The sequence below is a fragment of the Microbacterium sp. Root53 genome, assembly GCF_001426925.1.
Taxonomy (GTDB): Bacteria; Actinomycetota; Actinomycetes; order Actinomycetales; family Microbacteriaceae; genus Microbacterium.
Map to the genome: position 1 here is coordinate 266011 of NZ_LMFR01000012.1, position 14847 is coordinate 280857.

Annotated in this window: 17 protein-coding genes; 10 read left to right on the forward strand and 7 right to left on the reverse strand. The window is 71.9% G+C overall.

Annotated features, from left to right (window positions below; translation table 11 throughout):
• Nucleotides 1-28 precede the first annotated feature (28 nt).
• A complete protein-coding gene (locus tag ASD19_RS06150) occupies nt 29-997 on the forward strand; it encodes a bile acid:sodium symporter family protein (RefSeq protein WP_055989815.1) in 969 nt (322 codons plus the stop codon).
• A gap of 71 nt (nt 998-1068) precedes the next feature.
• Nucleotides 1069-1767: a hypothetical protein gene (locus ASD19_RS06155; RefSeq protein ID WP_055989817.1), complete on the forward strand. Its 699-nt coding sequence runs from the start codon at nt 1069-1071 to the stop codon at nt 1765-1767.
• A gap of 31 nt (nt 1768-1798) precedes the next feature.
• Here ASD19_RS06155 and ASD19_RS14330 read toward each other — a convergent pair whose 3' ends face one another.
• Nucleotides 1799-1969, reverse strand: coding sequence for a hypothetical protein (locus tag ASD19_RS14330; protein ID WP_156377125.1), 171 nt, complete (start codon nt 1967-1969; stop codon nt 1799-1801).
• Between the two features lie 44 nt (nt 1970-2013).
• Nucleotides 2014-3087, reverse strand: coding sequence for a redox-regulated ATPase YchF (gene ychF / locus ASD19_RS06160; RefSeq protein WP_055989820.1), 1074 nt, complete (start codon nt 3085-3087; stop codon nt 2014-2016).
• 82 nt (nt 3088-3169) lie between these two features.
• Between ychF and ASD19_RS06165 the strand changes: the two genes are divergently transcribed.
• Entirely contained in the window at nt 3170-3757 is a 588-nt protein-coding gene (locus tag ASD19_RS06165) for a 3'-5' exonuclease (protein ID WP_055989823.1), read from the forward strand.
• Between the two features lie 37 nt (nt 3758-3794).
• Nucleotides 3795-5105: a DNA recombination protein RmuC gene (locus ASD19_RS06170; protein ID WP_055989826.1), complete on the forward strand. Its 1311-nt coding sequence runs from the start codon at nt 3795-3797 to the stop codon at nt 5103-5105.
• On the opposite strand, the gene ASD19_RS06175 is transcribed toward ASD19_RS06170, so the two are convergent.
• Together ASD19_RS06175 and glpX are read right to left on the reverse strand one after the other, a co-directional pair.
• Entirely contained in the window at nt 5092-5307 is a 216-nt protein-coding gene (locus tag ASD19_RS06175) for a hypothetical protein (RefSeq protein WP_055989829.1), read from the reverse strand. The genes ASD19_RS06170 and ASD19_RS06175 overlap by 14 nt on opposite strands.
• A gap of 120 nt (nt 5308-5427) precedes the next feature.
• Nucleotides 5428-6408 (reverse strand): class II fructose-bisphosphatase, encoded by a 981-nt coding sequence (gene glpX, locus ASD19_RS06180; protein WP_055989832.1) that lies wholly within the window; start codon nt 6406-6408, stop codon nt 5428-5430.
• 178 nt (nt 6409-6586) lie between these two features.
• Here glpX and fbaA point away from each other — a divergent pair, with 178 nt between their 5' ends.
• Nucleotides 6587-7615 (forward strand): class II fructose-bisphosphate aldolase, encoded by a 1029-nt coding sequence (gene fbaA / locus ASD19_RS06185; RefSeq protein ID WP_055989835.1) that lies wholly within the window; start codon nt 6587-6589, stop codon nt 7613-7615.
• 72 nt (nt 7616-7687) lie between these two features.
• Here fbaA and ASD19_RS06190 read toward each other — a convergent pair whose 3' ends face one another.
• The 3 genes from ASD19_RS06190 to ASD19_RS06200 all read right to left on the reverse strand — a co-directional run bounded on the left by ASD19_RS06190 (nt 7688) and on the right by ASD19_RS06200 (nt 10367).
• Nucleotides 7688-8650 carry a D-alanyl-D-alanine carboxypeptidase family protein gene (locus ASD19_RS06190; RefSeq protein WP_055989838.1) on the reverse strand — a complete coding sequence of 321 codons (963 nt, stop codon included), beginning with the start codon at nt 8648-8650 and terminating at the stop codon, nt 7688-7690.
• A 92-nt stretch (nt 8651-8742) separates the two neighbouring features.
• The gene (locus ASD19_RS06195; protein ID WP_055989840.1) at nt 8743-9294 is read right to left on the reverse strand and encodes a DUF6264 family protein; all 552 of its coding nucleotides are present in this window, start codon (nt 9292-9294) and stop codon (nt 8743-8745) included.
• On the reverse strand, nt 9291-10367 hold the full coding sequence (locus ASD19_RS06200; RefSeq protein ID WP_082543019.1) for a 4-hydroxy-3-methylbut-2-enyl diphosphate reductase: 1077 nt from the start codon (nt 10365-10367) through the stop codon (nt 9291-9293). The genes ASD19_RS06195 and ASD19_RS06200 overlap by 4 nt, the downstream gene beginning before the upstream one ends.
• 92 nt (nt 10368-10459) lie before the next feature.
• Between ASD19_RS06200 and xseA the strand changes: the two genes are divergently transcribed.
• The 5 genes from xseA to ASD19_RS06225 are packed head-to-tail and all read left to right on the forward strand — an operon-like array spanning nt 10460 to nt 14789.
• Entirely contained in the window at nt 10460-11773 is a 1314-nt protein-coding gene (gene xseA / locus ASD19_RS06205; RefSeq protein ID WP_055989843.1) for an exodeoxyribonuclease VII large subunit, read from the forward strand.
• Between the two features lie 9 nt (nt 11774-11782).
• Nucleotides 11783-12031, forward strand: coding sequence for an exodeoxyribonuclease VII small subunit (locus tag ASD19_RS06210; RefSeq protein ID WP_055989846.1), 249 nt, complete (start codon nt 11783-11785; stop codon nt 12029-12031).
• Nucleotides 12031-12672, forward strand: coding sequence for a DUF4245 family protein (locus ASD19_RS06215; protein ID WP_055989849.1), 642 nt, complete (start codon nt 12031-12033; stop codon nt 12670-12672). The genes ASD19_RS06210 and ASD19_RS06215 overlap by 1 nt, the downstream gene beginning before the upstream one ends.
• Nucleotides 12669-13340: a carbonic anhydrase gene (locus tag ASD19_RS06220; RefSeq protein WP_055989852.1), complete on the forward strand. Its 672-nt coding sequence runs from the start codon at nt 12669-12671 to the stop codon at nt 13338-13340. The genes ASD19_RS06215 and ASD19_RS06220 overlap by 4 nt, the downstream gene beginning before the upstream one ends.
• Nucleotides 13341-13394: 54 nt before the next feature.
• Complete coding sequence (locus tag ASD19_RS06225) at nt 13395-14789, forward strand: class II fumarate hydratase (protein ID WP_055989855.1); 1395 nt, start codon at nt 13395-13397, stop codon at nt 14787-14789.
• Nucleotides 14790-14847 lie beyond the last annotated feature (58 nt).

Consider the following 14847-nt stretch of genomic DNA (forward strand, 5'->3'; position numbering starts at 1 on the left):
CACGGGAGAAATCTGATAACCAAGAGGGATGAGCACCATCGAACGCGTCCCCGACGTCGCCTCCCCCGCAGCCGACCGCGCCGCGCGCCTCGCCGTGACGGTCTTCCCCATCCTCGTGATCGTCGCCGGCGTGATCGGCTTCCTGCTGCCCGGCGCCGTCGCGCCGCTCGGGCAGGCGGTGCCGTGGCTTCTCGGGGTCGTGATGTTCGGGATGGGCCTGACGCTCACCCTCCCCGACTTCACGCGCATCCTGAAGCGGCCGTGGATGGTGGCCATCGGCGTGGTCCTGCAGTACCTGATCATGCCGCTCACCGCGTGGCTGATCGCGCTCGCGCTGCAGCTCCCCGCCGAACTCGCCGCCGGTGTGATCCTCGTTGGATGCGCCCCGGGCGGCACCGCGTCGAACGTCGTCACGTATCTCTCCCGCGGTGACACGGCGCTCTCGGTCACCGTCACGACGTGCTCGACCCTGCTGGCGCCGGTGCTCACGCCGCTCCTCACCCTCTGGCTGGCCGGGCAGTTCCTGGAGGTTCCGTTCGCCTCGATGATGATGTCGATCCTGCAGACGGTCCTGCTGCCGGTCGTCGCGGGCCTCGTCGTGCGCCTGCTGCTGCGCCGCTGGGTCGAGCGCGCGCAGCCCGTGCTTCCGTGGCTGTCGACCGTGGCGATCGCCCTGATCGTGGCGGCCGTGGTCGCCGGCAGCGCCGACCGGATCGTCGGGGCCGGCCTGCTCGTCTTCCTCGCGGTGTTCCTGCACAACGGCTTCGGCCTGCTGCTCGGCTACCTCGCCGCGTGGGGGATGCGCATGACCCAGCGCGAGCGCCGCGCGATCAGCATCGAGGTCGGCATGCAGAACTCGGGGCTCGCGGCCTCGCTCGCCGCCGCGCACTTCTCGCCGCTCGCGGCGCTGCCGGCCGCGGTGTTCTCGGTCTGGCACAACCTGTCCGGCGCGATCTTCGCCCTGATCATGGGACGCCGCCCCGTCACGGACGAGTGACGGCGGGCGGCGCGCGAGACCGCTTGATCGCTGCTGTGACCATGAGTCGCGCCATCGAAGGAGCCGCACGGATGTCCCACAACGCCACGATCGGCACGGCGCTTGCCGCCTTGGCCCTCGCCACGATGACACTGGCCGGATGCACCGCCACCGCGGCGCCCGAGGCCGCCGAGCAGACACCCAAGGCCTCCCCCGCTGCGGCTGCCACTGAGAGCGAGCCGACTCCCACGGCCGCTCCAGCGCCGGATTCGGCCGAGCCGGAGACCTGCTCGCGCATGTCGGAGGTCGTCAGCTACACGGACGATTGGCGCTGGGAGCGAAGGCAGCCTCTGCGGGATCTCGGCGCGCGGGAGTTCGCGCAGGGCGAGGTGACCTTCGGGGACGACGGGGCCCCCTTGACGTACACCGTCGCGGCCGGTGACGTCGAGGCCGTGATCGTTGAACGGCTCTGCGCGTACCCGAACGTCGCCTCGTTGAACCACGAGCGCTACGTGTACCCGGGGCTGGTGCTCTGGCTCACACCGAACCCCGACACCCCGTGGGTGCCGCTCCACAGTCCGGTGGACGCGCAGGCCGGTTTCCAGCAGATCCCTTACCAGGAGGCCATCACGGCGGCGGGCGTGGCGGTCGACGCAGGTGACATCGAGACCGTGCGGGCCATCTGGAACGACACGCTCAAGGGAATGTTCACCGACCAGGACGTCATCCACGCTGTCCAGCAGGTGGTCGACTCCGGCGACCCGGACGCGCTCCGCCAGCTCTTCTCCTGAGCCAGCACCACGGGGCACTCCCGGCCGGATGTCACTCGCTGCGACCGCTGTGGTCCGCGACGTCGGGCTCTGCCCGAAGAACGTCCGCGATCTCCTCTTCCGGCCGGGGCGCGATCGTCTCGTCCTCCTCCAGCTCCGGGATGGTCGACTCTTCGAGCGCTGGGATGTGCCGGGGCGCGATGTCGTCGGCGTCTGCGGACATCGGGATCCTCCTCTCGCCGGGAGGCTCACGTTACGCGCAGAACGTCAGACGTTGAAGCGGAACTCCACGACGTCGCCGTCCTGCATGACGTAGTCTTTGCCCTCGATGCGGACGCGACCCTTGGCCTTGGCGTCGGCCATCGATCCGGCCTCGTCCAGGTCGGCGAACGAGACGACCTCGGCCTTGATGAAGCCGCGCTCGAAGTCCGAGTGGATGACGCCCGCGGCCTGCGGGGCGGTCCAGCCCTTGCGGATCGTCCACGCGCGCGACTCCTTGGGGCCGGCGGTGAGGTAGGTCTGCAGGCCGAGCGTCTCGAAGCCCACGCGGGCGAGCTGGTCGAGGCCCGACTCCTGCTGGCCGAGCGACTGCAGCAGCTCGAGCGCCTCGTCGGCGTCGAGATCGATCAGCTCCGACTCGACCTTGGCGTCGAGGAACACGGCCTTGGCGGGGGCGACCAGCGCGGCGAGCTCGGCCATGCGCGCCTCGTCGGTCAGCACGCCCTCGTCGACATTGAAGACGAACAGCGTCGGCTTGGCGGTCAGAAGGCCCAGCTCGCGGATGGGCGAGACGTCGAAGCCGGCCTGGAAGAGGGTCTTCCCCGCGTCGAGCACGTCCTTGGCGGCCTTCGCGGCATCCAGGACGGCCGGGTCGGTCTTCTTGCCCTTGACCTCCTTCTCGATGCGCGGGATCGCCTTCTCGAGGGTCTGCAGGTCGGCGAGGATCAGCTCGGTGTTGATCGTCTCCATGTCGGAGGCCGGGTCGACCTTGCCGTCGACGTGCACGACGTCCGAGTCGGCGAAGCCGCGCACGACCTGCGCGATCGCGTCGGCCTCGCGGATGTTCGCCAGGAACTGGTTGCCCAGGCCCTCGCCCTCGCTCGCGCCGCGCACGATGCCCGCGATGTCCACGAACGACACGGGCGCGGGGAGGATGCGCTGCGAGCCGAAGATCTCGGCGAGGCGGTCCAGGCGCGGATCCGGCAGCTCGACCACGCCCACGTTGGGCTCGATCGTCGCGAACGGGTAGTTCGCGGCGAGCACCGTGTTCTTGGTCAGGGCGTTGAAGAGGGTGGACTTGCCGACGTTGGGCAGGCCGACGATGCCGATAGTGAGAGCCACGGGAGTCCAGTCTACGCGGGGCCATGCCCCTCCCCCGGCGCGCCTGCCGGGCCGCCCGCGACCGGGCCCGCAGACTCGAGGCGTGGCACTGGACTTCACGGCGATCGACTTCGAGACGGCCAACGGATCTCGGGCGTCGGCGTGCCAGGTGGGCCTCGCGAAGGTGCGCGACGGCCGCGTCGTCGAGAAGACCGGATGGCTCATCCGCCCGCCCGCGGGCCACGACCTGTTCCAGGAGTGGAACACCCGCATCCACGGGATCACGGCCGCGGACGTCGAGGACGCGCTGGGGTGGGACGAGCAGATCGAGGACCTGATCGGGTTCGCCGGCGACGACGTGCTGGTCGCGCACAACGCGAGCTTCGACATGGGCGTCCTGCGCGCCGCCTGCGAGGTCACGAGCTACGAGCTCCCCGCCTACCGCTACCTGTGCACGCTCGCCGTGGCGCGCAAGGCCTATCAGCTGCCGTCCTATCGCCTGCCCGTGGCGGCCGAGGCCGCCGGGTTCACGGGCTTCGCGCACCACGACGCGATCGCCGACGCGCTCGCGTGCGCGCACATCCTGATCGACGCGGCCCGCCGCAGCGGCGCCGACGACGTCGACGGGCTGGCGGAGGCGCTGGGCGTGCGCACCGCGCAGATCGCTCCCGCGGTCGTCGCGGCCGCCTGATCCGCACGATGTCCGAGGCCCCGGTCATGATGGCCCCATGGACGCACTCGCCCTTCTGCTCGTGATCGTCGCCCTCGCGGCAGGCGCCGCCATCGGGTGGTTCGCGCGCGCCGGCCGGGCCGCTGCCGAGACGGCCGAGGCCCGCGCGGCGCTCGCGGCGCGCGACGCCGAGGTCGGCGCGCTCCGGGAGGCCCTCGAGCGGCAGGAGGACCTCCGCCGGGACGCCGAGGCGCATGCCCAGGCGGAGCGCGCGGCGGCCGAGGAGCGCGCCCGCCGCGAGAGCGCCGTGCTGACGGCCCTGGCCCCGGTGCGCGAGAGCCTGGGGCGCATGCAGCAGCGCGTGGACGAGATGGAGCGCGAGCGCGCCGGGCAGTTCGGCACGATCGCCGAGCAGCTGCGCCGGGCGCAGGCGTCGGAGGAGGCGCTGCGCGCCACGACCGAGTCCCTCGCGGGCGCGCTGCGCTCCACGACCGCGCGCGGCGTGTGGGGCGAGACGCAGCTGCGCCGGGTCGTCGAGTCCGCCGGCCTGGTGCGCCACGTCGACTTCGACACGCAGGCCACCCTGACGGGCGCGGATGCCGCCGGCCGCCCCGACATGGTCGTGCGCCTGCCGGGCGACAAGGCGATCGCGATCGACGCCAAGGCGCCGCTCGACGCCTTCCTGGACGCGACGGCGATCCCCGACACGGCGACGGGGGACGACGCCCGCCGGCGCCGCGACCTGCTGAAGCAGCACGTCAAGGCCGTGCGCTCCCATGTCGACGCGCTCGCGAAGAAGGCCTACTGGACGGGCCTGGCGTCCAGCCCGGAGTTCGTCGTCTGCTTCCTGCCGAGCGAGTCGATCCTCGCCGTCGCGCTCGACGAGGATCCGACGCTGATGGAGTACGCGTTCTCCAAGCGGGTCGCGCTCGCCTCGCCCGTGAACCTCTGGGCGGTGCTGAAGACCGTCGCCTATGCGTGGACGCAGCAGGAGGTGTCGGACGAGGCGCGCACGCTGTTCACGCTGGGCAACCAGCTGTACGAGCGGCTCGGCACGCTCGCGCAGCACGCCGACGACCTGCGCCGCGCGATCGAGCGCACGGTCGACTCCTACAACCGGTTCGCCGGCTCGCTCGAGTCGCGGGTGCTCGTCACCGCCCGCCGGTTCCCCGGCATCGACGCGACCAAGCTGGCGTCCACCGCGGAGCCGAAGCCGATCCTGTCGTCGACGCGCCGGATGGCGGCGCCCGAGCTCATCGAGGCGCTGGACGTGCCCGATGCGCCGGTCACGGAGTCGATCGCGACGCGGCTGGATCAGTCGCGACTGGAAGCCGCGACCGAGAGCGGCGAACCGCTCAGCCGGGGATGAAGCTCAGCAGCGCCGTGACGGCGCCCGAGAACACCACGAAGGAGCCGATGAACCACCAGGCGCTGGGCTCCTGGCCGGGCGCACGGCGGACGCGGAGAAGCACATCCGGACGGCGCGCGGGGTCGACGACCGGCTGAGAGCCCGTCCGCGGCGAGGCGACGTGCTGCTGCACGTTCTGCACCGGCGCGTGCTGTACTGACATGCCTTCGTCCCCCTGCTGTGTCGACCGTCCGGATCCATTGTCCCAGACGGATCCTCCGAAGTCGGTCACAGCTCCATCACGCGCGGCGACGTACGCCACCTGGTGGGACTCAGCGAGGGGTCAGAGCCACTTCGAGACGAGGTGGTCCGACGAGACGCGGCGCAGCGTGCCGGAGTGGCTGCGCAGCACCACGCTCTCGGTGTAGACGTAGTCCCCCTCGCGACGCACGCCCGCGACGAGCGCGCCGTCGGTGACGCCGGTCGCGACGAACAGGGTGTTGTTGCCCGCGACGAGGTCGTCGGCCTCGTACACGTGGTCCATCTTCAGGCCCGCGTCGATGCTCTTCTGACGCTCGTCGTCGTCGCGCGGCCAGAGCCGGCCCTGGATGTGCCCGCCCAGCGCCTTGATCGCGCAGGCCGTCACGATGCCCTCGGGGCTGCCGCCGACGCCGACGCACATGTCGGTGCGGGCGTCGTGACGCGCGGCGTTGATGCCGCCGGCGACGTCGCCGTCGCTCATCAGGCGGGTGCCGGCCCCGGTCTCGCGGATCTCGCGGATCAGCTGCTCGTGACGCGGACGGTTCAGCACCGACACGACCATCTCGTCCACCGGCTTGCCGAGCGCCTTCGCGAGCAGCCGGATGTTCTCGCCGATGGGCAGGCGGATGTCGACGACGCCCACGCCGGCGGGCCCGGTGACGAGCTTGTCCATGTAGAAGACGCTCGACGCGTCGAGCATGGTGCCGCGGTCGGACAGCGCGATCACGGAGAGGGCGTTGTTGCGTCCCTCGGCGGTGAGGGTCGTGCCGTCGATCGGGTCCACGGCGATGTCGTACGAGCGTCCCCTGCCCGTGCCGACGTGCTCGCCGTTGAAGAGCATCGGAGCGGCGTCCTTCTCGCCCTCGCCGATCACGACGACGCCGTCGAAGTCGACCGTGGAGAGGAAGGCGCGCATCCCGTCGACCGCGGCGCCGTCGGCCGCCAGCTTGTCGCCGCGTCCGATGAACGGCACCGCGCGGATGGCGGCGGCCTCGGTGGCGCGCACCAGCTCGAGCGCGATGTTGCGATCCGGGTGGAGCGGAGACATGTCGGAGGTCTGCATGTTTCGAGCGTAGAGGTGCGAGCCGTCCGCGCACCGCCGATCCGGCCGACAGGAATCGCGATTCTTTCCGATGCGCGAATGGACCCACCGTCCCTCCGCCCCAGGACCCGCCTGGAAGGCGCCCCGCCCGCCGCTAGACTGGCGACGCTTCATAGACCGACATTCCAAGGAGTCGTCCATGCCTTTCGCCACCCCGGATCAGTACGCGGAGATGCTCGATCGAGCGAAGGCCGGCGGCTTCGCCTATCCGGCCATCAACGTCTCGAGCTCGCAGACCATCAACTCGGTGCTCCAGGGCCTCCAGGAGGCCGGCAGCGACGGCATCCTGCAGGTGACGACGGGCGGCGCGGACTACTTCGCGGGCCACACGGTCAAGAACCGCGCGGTCGGCGCGATCGCGATGGCGGAGTACGTCAAGCGCGTCGCCGCCTCGTACGACATCACCGTCGCGGTGCACACGGACCACTGCCCGAAGGACGCGCTCGACAGCTTCCTGCTGCCGATCCTCGCGGCCTCGGAGGAGCAGTTCGCCGCCACGGGCGCCCCCATCTTCCACTCGCACATGTGGGACGGCTCCGCCGTGCCGCTCGACGAGAACATCGAGATCGCCAAGGAGCTGCTGCCCCGCACGAAGAACATCGGCTCGATCCTCGAGATCGAGGTCGGCGTGGTCGGCGGCGAGGAGGACGGCGTCAAGCACGAGGGCTCGAACGAGGCGCTCTACACGACGGTCGCCGACGTCGCCCAGGCCGTCGAGGCGCTCGGCCTCGGCGAGAACGGCCGCTACATCGCGGCCCTCACCTTCGGCAACGTGCACGGCGTGTACAAGCCCGGCGGCGTCAAGCTGCGCCCCGAGCTGCTCGGCGAGATCCAGGAGGGCATCGCCGCGCAGTTCGGCACCGGCGAGAAGCCGCTCGACCTCGTCTTCCACGGCGGCAGCGGCTCGACCGACGAGGAGATCGCGACCGCGGTCCGCAACGGCGTCATCAAGATGAACATCGACACCGACACGCAGTACGCGTTCACGCGCTCGATCGCCGGCTACATGTTCTCGAACTACGATGGCGTCCTGAAGATCGACGGCGAGGTCGGCAACAAGAAGCAGTACGACCCCCGCGCGTGGGGCAAGGTCGCCGAGACGGCGATGGCCGCGCGCGTGGTCGAGGCCACCAAGCAGCTCGGCTCGTACGGCCAGTCGCAGCGCTGACGCCGACGACATCATCCGGAAGCCCCGGCCCGCGCGTGCGGGTCGGGGCTTCCGCCGTTCCCGGCGGGGGCCTCAGCCGATCGCGGAGAGCTGCGACTCGACGGCCGCGTACAGCGCGCGGGACTCGGTGAAGCGCGCCTCGTCGTCGACCTGCCCCAGCACGACCGCGTAGACGCGCACCGTGCCGTCGGCGTGCGCGACGTCCTTCGCGGACAGCAGGCTGCTGCCCTCCAGCGTCCCGGTCTTGATCCCGACGACGCCCGGGTCGGCCAGCAGGTCGTTCGTGTTCTCCACGAGCCCGGCGCCGGGCAGCTCGACCGCGGGGGTCGCCACGATCTCGGCGATCACCGGATGCGCGAGCGCGAGCCGCCCGAGCTCGATCAGCGCGGCGGCCGTGGCCGTGTTCGCCGGGTCGATGCCGGTCGCCTCGACGATCGTGATGTCGGTGAGCCCGTGCCCGGCGAGGAAGTCACGGGCGGCGACAGCGAACGCCGCGTCGTCGCCCCAGATGTCGGCGACCAGGATGTCGGCGTAGTTGCACGCGGATCCGATCAGCATGCCCTGCAGGAGCTGGTACTCGGTCAGGATGCCGCCGACGGGCACCTTGAGCGCGGACTCGCCGCGGGCCGTGTACTCCTCGTACGACGCGTTCCACTTCTCCACGAAGTGGTACTCCGCGCCCGCCTCGCCGACGGCGAGGGGACGCTCCTCGAGCACCATCAACGCGGTGACCAGCTTGGTGATGCTGGCCATCGGCACGGCGTGGTCGGACCGCGTGACCACGGGTCCGTCCCCGACGGCCACGGCCGCCGCTCCCTGCGCGGGCCAGGCGAGGCGCGTCGGATCGATCTCGGGCGCGACGACCGCCGGCGCCTCCGCGACCTCCTCGGCGACCGCCTCCGGCACCCGGTCGGTCCCGGGACCGACCGCCGAGTTGGCGAACGTGGCGATGCCCAGGCCGAGTCCGCCGGCGAGCGCCACGAAGAGCCCGAAACGGGCGAGACGCTGACGACGGCGGCGGCTGAACGGACTCATCGCCGTCCAGTCTCACCCACCGGGACGCCGTCCGTGCGGCGACCCGCCCCGGAACGACCCCCGAGACGACCCGGATCGGCCCCTGATCCGGCCTAGCCGGCGGCCTGGTCGAGCACGGCCTGCAGCACCACGGGGTCGCTGAGCAGGCCGAACGCCACGACGAGGCCCGAGAGCGCGTTGAACACGAAGCCGCCGGCGAGCGGGATCCAGAACAGGATCCATCCGCGCCGGTGCGCGCGCCACGTGAGCCAGGCGGTCAGGAGCCAGCCGCCCGCGAGCAGGAGCGCGGCCGCGATCCCCCAGCCGCCCGTCGAGGTGACGCCCAGCTCCCCCGCGTCGAGGCCCATCGCGTCGAGCAGCGGTGCGGGGTCCAGCATCGCCGAGATCGCGTTCACCATGCTGACCAGCCCGTACACAAGCAGGGCCACGGCCGCGGCGCGGTCGATCAGGCGGCCGGGAGTCATGCCGGCGGCCTTCACGGGCGCGCCGACCGGGGAGACAGGCGTCGCGGGCGGCGCGCCGGGCTCGGGAAGCGGCGGGAGGGGCTGAGGCCGACGGATGCGGGCGCGCTGCTCCTCGGGCGTCGCGTACTCGCCGTACTGCGGCCGCGGGCGCGGCTCGCCGGGCGACGTCGCGTCGGTCACGCGCGGCCCCGGCCGCCGATGGCGCGGTCGTCGCGACGACCCGTGGCGTCCTGGCGCAGCTCCTTCGGCAGCGAGAACATCAGGTCCTCCTCCGCGGTGCGCACCTCCTCGACCTCGCGGTATCCGGCGCCGGCCAGGTCCGCGAGAACCTCCTGCACCAGCACCTCGGGCACCGAGGCGCCGCTCGTGACGCCGACGGTCTCGACGCCCTCGAGCCACTCCTGGCGCACCTCGTCGGCGTAGTCGACGCGGTACGCGGCCTTCGCGCCGTGCTGCAGCGCGACCTCGACCAGGCGCACGCTGTTGGACGAGTTGGCGGAGCCCACGACGATCACGAGGTCGGCGTCGCGCGCGACCTTCTTGATCGCGACCTGGCGGTTCTGGGTGGCGTAGCAGATGTCGTCCGACGGCGGATCCTGCAGATGCGGGAACCGCTCGCGCAGGCGGCGCACGGTCTCCATGGTCTCGTCCACCGACAGCGTGGTCTGCGACAGCCACACGAGCTTCTCGGGGTCCGGCACCTCGACCGTGTCGGCCTCCTCCGGCGAGTTGACGATCACGACGTTGTCGGGAGCCTCGCCCGCCGTGCCCTCGACCTCCTCGTGGCCCACGTGGCCCACGAGCAGGATCTGGTAGTCGTCCCGCGCGAAGCGCACGGCCTCGCGGTGCACCTTGGTCACGAGCGGGCAGGTCGCGTCGATCGCCTGGAGACCGCGGTCGGATGCCGCGTTCACGACGGCCGGCGAGACGCCGTGCGCGCTGAAGACGACGTGCGCACCCTCGGGCACCTCGTCGACCTCGTCGACGAAGATCGCGCCCTTCTTCTCGAGCTCCGTGACCACGTGGATGTTGTGCACGATCTGCTTGCGCACGTACACGGGCGCGCCGTAGCGCTCGAGGGCCTTCTCGACCGTGATGACCGCCCGGTCGACGCCGGCGCAGTAGCCGCGGGGCGCCGCGAGCAGCACCCGCTTGCGTCCGGGGCCCGGGATATCCTTGAGGGGCTCGCGGCGGACGTCCGCCCGGCGTGCCGGGACGGCGGGCACGGGCAGAGAGATGGCGGTGGCGCTCACACGTCGATTCTACGGGCGGCCCCTGAGCGGGGCCCGAGCGCGGCCATCCCGTCCGGTACCCAGAACCACTCCCGAGGCAGACCAGAGGTGGCATGACGTCGTTCCAGCCGGTGGCGGTGCCGGGCGAGGCCCCGCCGCCCGACAGCGTCCCGCCCCGCGACTCGCGGCCGGACGCCCCCACCTCCGTGGCGCGCCTGAACCAGACGATCAAGGGCTTCATCGAGCGCTGGGGTTCCGTCTGGGTAGAGGGCGAGATCACCTCCTGGAACGTGCGCGCCGGCGCGGTCTACGCGCGGCTGAAGGACCTGCAGGGCGACTCGCAGATCTCCATCCGGATCTGGTCGAGCGTGCGCGGCCGCATCCCGGCGGACCTCAAGGTCGGCGACCACGTCGTGGCGTGCGTCAAGGCGGACTACTACGCCAAGGGCGGCGACTTCACCTTCCAGGTATCGGCCATGAAGCACGTCGGCCTGGGCGAGCAGCTCGAGCGCCTCGAGCGCCTGCGCGCGCAGCTGCGGGCCGAGGGCCTGTTCGACCCCGCCCGCCGCAAGCCCCTGCCGTTCCTGCCGCACTGCATCGGGCTCATCACGGGCGAGCGCTCGGACGCCGAGAAGGACGTGCACCGCAACGCCGAGCTGCGCTGGCCGCACGTGCGCTTCCGGACCGAGTACGCCGCTGTGCAGGGCGACCGGTGCGTGCCCGAGACGCTCGCGGCGCTGCAGCGGCTGGACGCCGACCCCGAGGTCGACGTCATCATCATCGCCCGCGGCGGCGGCGATCCGCAGACGCTGCTGGGCTTCAGCGACGAGCGGCTGGTGCGCGCGGTCGCCGCGGCGCGCACGCCGATCGTCAGCGCGATCGGCCACGAGAACGATCATCCGCTGCTCGACGACGTCGCCGACCTGCGCGCCTCGACCCCGACGGACGCCGCCAAGCGCGTGGTGCCGGACGTCGGCGAGCAGCGCGCGATCGTGGCGCAGCTGCGCTCCCGCATGACCACGCGCCTGACGCAGCGGATCGCGCACGACATCGCGCAGCTCGAGCAGCTGCGGTCCCGGCCCGTGCTGCGCTCCCCCGAGCACCTCATCCGGACCCGCACGCAGGACGTCTGGCAGCTCGTCACGCGCGGCCGCGAGCTGATCGAGCGCCGCGTCGAGCAGGGACGGCTGCGGACGGCCGAGCTGCGCGCGTCGCTGCGCGCGCTGTCCCCCGCCGCGACCCTGGCCCGGGGCTACGCCATCGCGCACGCCGACGGCGGGGTCATCCTGCGCGACGCGGCCCAGGCGCCCGCCGGCACCCGCATCGTCGTGACGCTCGACCGCGGCTCGCTCGGAGCGACGTCGACCGGCGAGCTGCCCGAGGGCCCGACGACCACGCCGTCCGAGACGTCGGACACCGGAAAGTAGGATGGGATCGTGACCTCCGAGCCCGCACTTCCCGGATCGGCACCGGCGGACGTCGCCACCCTCTCGTTCGAGCAGGCACGCGACGAGCTCGTGCGCGTGGTCGGCGAGCTCGAGCAGGGCGCGCCGACACTCGAGCAGTCCCTCGCGCTGTGGGAGCGCGGCGAGGCCCTCGCCGCACGCTGCGATGAGTGGCTGCGGGGCGCGAAGCGCCGGCTCGAGGCCGCCCAGGGCGGCGGCGACGCAGAGGACGAGGGCTGATGGCTCGCGAGCCGCGCATCGTCGCCGAGCTCGGACGCCCGGAGACGCCCGAGGAGACGGCCGCCCGCAAGGCCGCGAACTCCAAGGCCTACCGCGAGAGCCAGAACATCCGGAACCTCGTGATCGCCCTCGTGGCGACGCTCGCGATCGTGCTGGTCATCGTGTGGGCCGTGCCGCGCGGCGAGCCGGCTCCCCGCCCGGGCATCGACCCGGAGCCCATCGCGGAGGTCGCCTCCGAGACGTACGGCACCGCGATCGTGCCCCCCGTGCCCGGCGAGGAAGAGGGCTGGCGCGTGAACCAGGCCCAGGTCGAGCCGGGCGCCCCGGCGTCCTGGAACATCGTCTACGTGCCCGGCGACGAGAGCTTCCTGCGCTTCTCGCAGGGCTTCGACGCCGACGCCACATGGGCCGCTCAGCGGCTGGGCGGCACGGCCCCGAGCGGCGAGGTCGACATCGCCGGCATCACGTGGCAGACCTACGACGTGAACCCCGACGGCAACGCGAACGTGTCGTACGCGCTCGGCACCCAGGCCGGCGCCGATCACGTGCTGCTGTACGGCTCATCGACCCCCGAGAAGACCGCTGAGGTCGCGGAGCTGATCGCGCCCCAGCTGCTGGAGCTCATGAAGGAGCAGGAATGACGAGCGCCGACGACACCCGCACCGTGACGCCCGACGAGGCCTGGGCCGAGATGGTCGCAGGCAACGCCCGATTCGTGGCCGGCACCCCCGAGCACCCGCACCAGGACGTGGAGCGCCGCAACGAGATCGCGGCCGCGCAGACCCCCCGCGCCGCGCTGTTCGGCTGCTCGGACTCGCGCCTGTCGGCCGAGATCATCTTCGACATGGGCCTCGGCGACCTCTTCGTCGTGCGCAACGCGGGCCAGGTCGCGGGCGACTCGATCGTCGGCAGCCTCGAGTACGCCGTCGAGGTGCTGAAGGTGCCGCTGATCGTCGTGCTGGGCCACGACGCGTGCGGCGCCGTGCGGGCCGCGATCGAGAGCACCCACGCGGATGCGCCGGTGCTGCCGCCGTCGATCTGGCGCCTGATCGCCCCCATCGTCCCCGCCGTGCGGCGCGTGCTGCGGGCGAGCGCCGACCAGGGCGTCACGCCCGAGACGGTGGACGCCGAGCAGGTCGGCCGCGAGCACCTGCGCGACACCGTGACGGCGCTGCTGCAGCGCTCCGAGCTGATCAGCACGGCGGTCGCCGAGCGCCGCCTCGCGATCGTGGGCGCCAACTACCGTCTGGCCGAGGGCACGGTCGTGCCCGACGTGATCCTGGGCACGTCGAACGACGCCGCGGCCTGAGCCCCACCCCGAACCACCCCCATTGCCGAAGACGCCATCCGAAGGGACGACGAAGTGACCGAGATCGAGTACCGCATCGAGCACGACACGATGGGCGAGGTGCGCGTGCCGGCATCCGCCCTGTACCGCGCGCAGACCCAGCGCGCGGTCGAGAACTTCCCGATCTCGGGCAAGGGCCTGGAGTCGACGCAGATCGCCGCCCTCGCGCGCATCAAGAAGGCCGCCGCGCTCGCGAACAAGGAGCTCGGCACGCTCGACGGCGCGATCGCCGACGCGATCGCCGCCGCGGCCGACGAGGTCGTCACGGGCCAGTACGACGCGCACTTCCCCGTGGACACGTACCAGACCGGCTCCGGCACCTCGTCGAACATGAACATGAACGAGGTCCTCGCGACCCTCGCGACGCAGAAGCTCGGCTCGGACGTGCACCCCAACGACCACGTGAACGCGTCGCAGTCGTCGAACGACGTGTTCCCGACGTCGGTGCACGTGGCCGTCACGCAGGCGCTCATCGAGGACCTCGTCCCGGCGCTCGACCACCTCGCGAAGGCCTTCGAGGAGAAGGCCGAGCTGTGGAAGGACGCCGTCAAGTCCGGCCGCACCCACCTGATGGACGCCACGCCCGTCACGCTCGGCCAGGAGTTCGGCGGCTACGCGCGTCAGATGCGCCTCGGCATCGAGCGCGTCGAGGCCGCCCTGCCCCGCGTCGCCGAGGTGCCCCTGGGCGGCACCGCCGTGGGCACGGGAATCAACACGCCGCTCGGCTTCCCGCAGAAGGTCATCGCGCTGCTCGCCGAGGAGACCGGGCTGCCGATCACCGAGGCCAAGGACCACTTCGAGGCCCAGGCCAACCGCGACGGCCTGGTCGAGGCGTCGGGTGCGCTGCGCACGATCGCGGTCTCGCTGACCAAGATCAACAACGACCTGCGCTGGATGGGCTCGGGCCCCAACACGGGCCTCGCCGAGCTGCGCATCCCCGACCTGCAGCCGGGCTCGTCGATCATGCCGGGCAAGGTCAACCCGGTCGTCCCGGAGGCCGTGCTGATGGTCGCCGCGCGCGTGATCGGCAACGACGCGACCGTGGCGTGGGCCGGCGCGTCGGGCTCGTTCGAGCTCAACGTCGCGATCCCGGTCATGGGCACCGCCCTTCTCGAGTCGATCCGACTGCTGGCCAACGCGTCGCGCGTGCTCGCCGACAAGACGGTCTCGGGCCTCGAGGCCAATCTCGAGCGCGCCAAGGCCTTCGCCGGCATGAGCCCCTCGATCGTGACGCCGCTCAACAAGCTGATCGGCTACGAGGCCGCCGCCAAGATCGCCAAGCACTCGGTCGCCAAGGGGATCACGGTGCGCGAGGCCGTGATCGAGCTCGGCTACGTCGAGCGCGGCGAGCTCACCGAGGAGCAGCTCGACGAGAAGCTCGACCTCCTCTCGATGACCCACCCGGGCTGACGGATCCGCCGTCAGGCGGATCAGTGAGAAGGGCCCGGAGGACATCGTCCTCCGGGCC

Bases quoted from the DNA above. Each gene is read 5' to 3' on its own strand.
- ASD19_RS06175 (WP_055989829.1), bottom strand. From the start codon at position 5,307: ATGTCAGTACAGCACGCGCCGGTGCAGAACGTGCAGCAGCACGTCGCC.
- ASD19_RS06220 (WP_055989852.1), top strand. From the start codon at position 12,669: ATGACGAGCGCCGACGACACCCGCACCGTGACGCCCGACGAGGCCTGG.
- fbaA (WP_055989835.1), top strand. From the start codon at position 6,587: ATGCCTTTCGCCACCCCGGATCAGTACGCGGAGATGCTCGATCGAGCG.
- ASD19_RS14330 (WP_156377125.1), bottom strand. From the start codon at position 1,969: ATGTCCGCAGACGCCGACGACATCGCGCCCCGGCACATCCCAGCGCTC.
- glpX (WP_055989832.1), bottom strand. From the start codon at position 6,408: ATGCAGACCTCCGACATGTCTCCGCTCCACCCGGATCGCAACATCGCG.
- xseA (WP_055989843.1), top strand. From the start codon at position 10,460: ATGACGTCGTTCCAGCCGGTGGCGGTGCCGGGCGAGGCCCCGCCGCCC.
- ASD19_RS06170 (WP_055989826.1), top strand. From the start codon at position 3,795: ATGGACGCACTCGCCCTTCTGCTCGTGATCGTCGCCCTCGCGGCAGGC.
- ASD19_RS06190 (WP_055989838.1), bottom strand. From the start codon at position 8,650: ATGAGTCCGTTCAGCCGCCGCCGTCGTCAGCGTCTCGCCCGTTTCGGG.
- ASD19_RS06155 (WP_055989817.1), top strand. From the start codon at position 1,069: ATGTCCCACAACGCCACGATCGGCACGGCGCTTGCCGCCTTGGCCCTC.
- ASD19_RS06150 (WP_055989815.1), top strand. From the start codon at position 29: ATGAGCACCATCGAACGCGTCCCCGACGTCGCCTCCCCCGCAGCCGAC.
- ASD19_RS06215 (WP_055989849.1), top strand. From the start codon at position 12,031: ATGGCTCGCGAGCCGCGCATCGTCGCCGAGCTCGGACGCCCGGAGACG.